The following is a 4,313-nucleotide window of genomic DNA, read 5'->3' on the forward strand; positions in this document are numbered from 1 at the left end:
CGCTTAATCAGCGTCTTTTTTAATTGCATTTCATCATGGCAGGCAAGCTGCTTAACCCAAGTCAAACGGCCGGGTAACAAAGGCATTAAGGTGACGCTTAACGCTCGGCGGTTTTGGTTTGAAGTGTATTTGGTTTTGTAAGTTCAGCGTTGGCGCACCTTATGCCAAGGCGTTACCCGACTTGGTTCAGTTCTTTTTGTATACCTAACTCCACAGTCGCTGTGAGTTGGTCAATTCCAGATAAATTCGTATGCAGTAAGAATCGTTCGTCGGTCATAGCGGCTTCTTATTTTTAAATTTCTCAACGATTTGCGTGAATGTTCGCTGGTAACCGCGCCAACTTCTTTATTGGTTTTAGCCATGGTTCGGCCGTGGCGGTTGATGCTCCACGTACTCCCAGTTCTTAAATTTCTTGGCTATTGCCGCACCATTATCGAGGATAGCCGCTTTCAATATTGTGGTCAGTTCGTTGGCAGAGAAGTGGTTACATTTTGGTGGTTGCCGTAAACATTCTAATTGTAGGCGATGTTCGCGGCTTTAGTTTTGGCTGCGTTGTTATCAATTTGATTGCAAGTGTAAGGTACGGCTTCACTAGGTAAACCATAGTGCTAACTTCATCGTAGCCGCTATTTTGTAGGTAAACGCGCAGTAATTACCGTGGTTATATTTTTGAATTTGTCAGCCTTGAGTTGAGTGTTTGTCGCGCTTAATAAGCGCCGTTTTTAATTGCATTTCATCATGGCAGGCAAGCTGCTTTAGCCAAGTCGAACGGCCGGGTAACAAAGGCATTAATGTGACGCCTGACACTCGGCGGTTTTGGTCTGAAGTGTATTTGGTTTAGTAAGTTCAGCGTTGGCGCACCTTATGCCAAGGCGTTATATTTTTAAGGAGAGTTATGAGTCTATTGAACAATGCGGTTGATTCTATTCAAGTCGGTGTGGAAGACTTTGATATGGGGGATGATCGCCGAAATTCATCAGCGATAAGAAATATTTTTGCCGGTGTTCTTTTATTATATAAAGAAAAGCTTTGTCGGCTTTCACCTGAAAACGATAAAGAGTTATTGATTAAAAAGAAAATCAGTCCGGTCATTAATGAAAATGGTGAACTTGAGTTTCAAGGGAACGGTCATAACACTGTTGATGTTCAGATGATTAAAGAGTTGTTTAAATCACTAAAAGTTAATGTAGATTGGCAACGTTTTAATGAAGTTAATAAGTTAAGAAATAATCTCGAACATTATTACACAGAGCAAAGCCCTGACGCAGTTCGTGAAATTGTTAGTAAGTCATTTTTACTAATTCGTGACTTTACTGTAAATGAACTCGAGGAAAATCCAGTATCTTTGTTTGGAGAAGAATGCTGGCAATCTTTGCTCAATGTTGCCGATGTATATGAAAAAGAGAATACAGAGTGTAGAGCGTCATTAGACAAAATAGACTGGAAATATGGCATTGTTACATCTATTTTGCCCCAAATTCGCTGCAATTTATGCCATTCTTCTCTTATATTTGCTCCTTATGCTGAAGATAGTTATCCAACCATCAATTTAACTTGCCGCTCTTGTGATAATGACTTTTGTTTTGATGACGTAGTTTCAACCTGCGTAAAAGACAGTCTATATGGAGACTATGTTCGTTCTGTAATGGATGGGGGGGAGAGTCCTTATGATACTTGTCCAGAGTGTCAAGGGGACACCTACATACATGAAGAAGAATGTTGCATTAAGTGTGAATATACGCAGGAATATACTCATTGCGATGATTGTGGTGAACGAATGTCTCTTGAAGAGCAATATTTAGAGGGGCGTTGTGGTTATTGTGAGCATAAATGGCAACAAATCATGGCAGAATAAAAATATAACAAACTGTTTAAGAGTGATTCGCAACGCGTGGCATTTTTACTATGCGTTGCGCTTAGTGTTTAAGGTGGTATGCGGCGGCTTTGGCATTGCGTTGCTCACACCTTAACAGGGCGTTATGTTTAAAGGATAGTTATGCGGTTAAATATTAAAGAATGGGCTTTGAGAAAGGCATTGGCTAAGCCTGGGCCGACAATGATTCCTATGTCTGGGCCTGAAAGTGAGAAAAATGACTTCTATTCAGTGACTATCACTTTGACTAACAATGAGTTAGCCAATGCACGAGAGTTGGATCAAAATGTGGTCATGTTAGAAAAAAAGAACCCAGAGACTGGCTCATTTGATGTAGAGGATGTTATAGATTTAACTGATATTGATTTAAATTCGCTATCTGTTACTCACTACTATAAAAACTATTATACGACCTATCAGGGTATAAATGCCTTTATCTTCCACTGTTTATCAAAGAAAGATTACTTAAAAATAAACACTTTAAGGTTTGGTAACTGGTTAGCTCAAAAAAGTTACAATAAAACTGATTTGAGGCTTAGTTCACGATATGAGTTATTAGAGTACCTGCTAGAAAATTACGGCTATACCAATAAAGCTTTTGATCTACACTCGCTACTATCTGAAATGCATTCTTTGCGTTTCTATGGTCACCCAGATCGAGATAAATATAAAAATCAGTTAAAAATGCATCTTGATTCTTTTGTAGCCTCTGGTGAAATTACATTTGACGGTGATAAATATCATGTTGTCGGTAAAACTATTGTATCAATAGAGAAATTTGTAGTTGAAGAAAGACGTCATAGACTAAATACTAAGCTGCAATGTGTGTTGGCTATACTGACGTTTGTTCTATCAATTTGTGCGATCGTTCAAGCTGGTTTGGTGAAGTTGAATCCATTTTGGGACTTCACACTATAAACATAACAATGCAATCAAGGTGATGCGTTACACTCGGCGGTTTTGGTACGGAGTTCGGTGCGCTTTGCTGGTTCAGTGGGGCACACCTTATTGCGGGCGTTATGCCTTTGGAGGAAATATTGACAGAAGTATTCAATTTAGCATTGATAATAGTGGCACCGTCGTTATTGATCATATGTGGGATTAGCCTTGTTTTAGGTTTTAATTCATTTAAGTTAGATGCCAGTAAAGGGCTACTAAATCAGGGTTTATTGTGGTTGGCAATGTTGCTACCTTCCTCGTATTTTTTTGTTTTTGGTGCCATTGCGTGGAATGGCTATGGTATTGATATTAGTTCTGGCGGTCTTTCGACCTTTTTTGAGATAAGCACAGTACCACTAACTTTTCTGTCTATGGCTTTACCGCTTACAATATTGGTTGCTCGTTTTCACTCAACAGAACAAACAGCGAAACAAATTGCTATCACAAGCCATAAAAACAACTTAGATGCATTTTACGCGCATAGAAAGGAATTGTTTTCTTATTTCTCTCAGCTCGAAGAAACGGATTATTTTGGTGCTATAAAAGTAAAATTCACAGTTCATCCACGTTTACACAAAAACTTCTTTGTCGGTAGTCCTAGCTCCGGTATTCCTGAAGTAAATGAAGATATGTTTAAGCATATAGAACAAACTCTATCTTCGGCTCGTTTCGGAATTGATAGTGTTCTTACCAATAGAAATCCGGATAACACATTCCGTTTTTATATGCTCAATGCTTGTGTGACCATCCACTATCTAAGCCGTTGTTTGGGCTTACGTGAAATTTATAATGAGCTTGCACTTAAAGGTGTTTCACTTGAGCTAGATGTCCAAGGCAAGGGGAAGGATGAGTATTTATCTGTAGGTACTACGACTGATGAGTTAGTAGCGGCATACAGATATGCTCATGATTACTTTTTAAACTTGTGTGATTTTGCTGGTTATACGCCAGAGCCGATAGAAGCAGAGTATAAATACATCACAACGGGTGGGAAATTTAGAACCACTTCAACGCCAAAGGTCATAGAAGAGTTACACAAAAATGAAATAGCGCGCTTGTCTGAAGAACAGGCATAACAAAGCCATCAAAACGACCATCAACGCTCGGCATTCTAGGTCTGAATTGGCAATGGTGTTTTCGGTGGTCTATCAACATTATCGTAATACGTTGTGGCGTATTATGGCAGGCGTTATGGCTACAAAAGATAGTCGTATTTGAAGCTCGATGATCTGAAATATTGGCAGCGATTTGCTGAGCTTCAAAAGCGATAAGGCTGGTAATTCTATGGTAGCTTCGCTGATGTTTAACTGCTTGTTTAGTAGCATCTTATCAAGAGCAACTGCTTCCCCAACGCCAGTAAAGGGGGGCTTTCATAATCTCGTCAGTTATTCGGATCCCCCTTCCACTCTACAACGCACAGCGAGTTATCTCTGCTCGATCCAGCAAAAATCATATTCATTTGTCTAACGTGAAAGCAGCGCTATTTCTGAAGGCAATGTTA

3 protein-coding genes are annotated in these 4,313 nt (G+C 39.5%); all 3 read left to right on the top strand.

The window, feature by feature from the left end; all coding sequences use genetic code 11:
- Positions 1-895 precede the first annotated feature (895 nt).
- The 3 genes from L4C35_RS22800 (at position 896) to L4C35_RS22810 (ending at position 3,888) form a co-directional block, all read left to right on the top strand.
- The gene (locus L4C35_RS22800; protein ID WP_428465009.1) at positions 896-1,855 is read left to right on the top strand and encodes a hypothetical protein; all 960 of its coding nucleotides are present in this window, start codon (positions 896-898) and stop codon (positions 1,853-1,855) included.
- A gap of 141 nt (positions 1,856-1,996) precedes the next feature.
- Positions 1,997-2,791, top strand: a complete 795-nt coding sequence (locus L4C35_RS22805) for a hypothetical protein (protein WP_428465010.1) — start codon at positions 1,997-1,999, stop codon at positions 2,789-2,791.
- 119 nt (positions 2,792-2,910) lie between these two features.
- The gene (locus tag L4C35_RS22810; RefSeq protein ID WP_428465011.1) at positions 2,911-3,888 is read left to right on the top strand and encodes a hypothetical protein; all 978 of its coding nucleotides are present in this window, start codon (positions 2,911-2,913) and stop codon (positions 3,886-3,888) included.
- Positions 3,889-4,313: the final 425 nt, after the last annotated feature.

The sequence above is a fragment of the Photobacterium kagoshimensis genome (genome assembly GCF_050337045.1).
Taxonomy (GTDB): domain Bacteria; phylum Pseudomonadota; class Gammaproteobacteria; order Enterobacterales; family Vibrionaceae; genus Photobacterium; species Photobacterium kagoshimensis.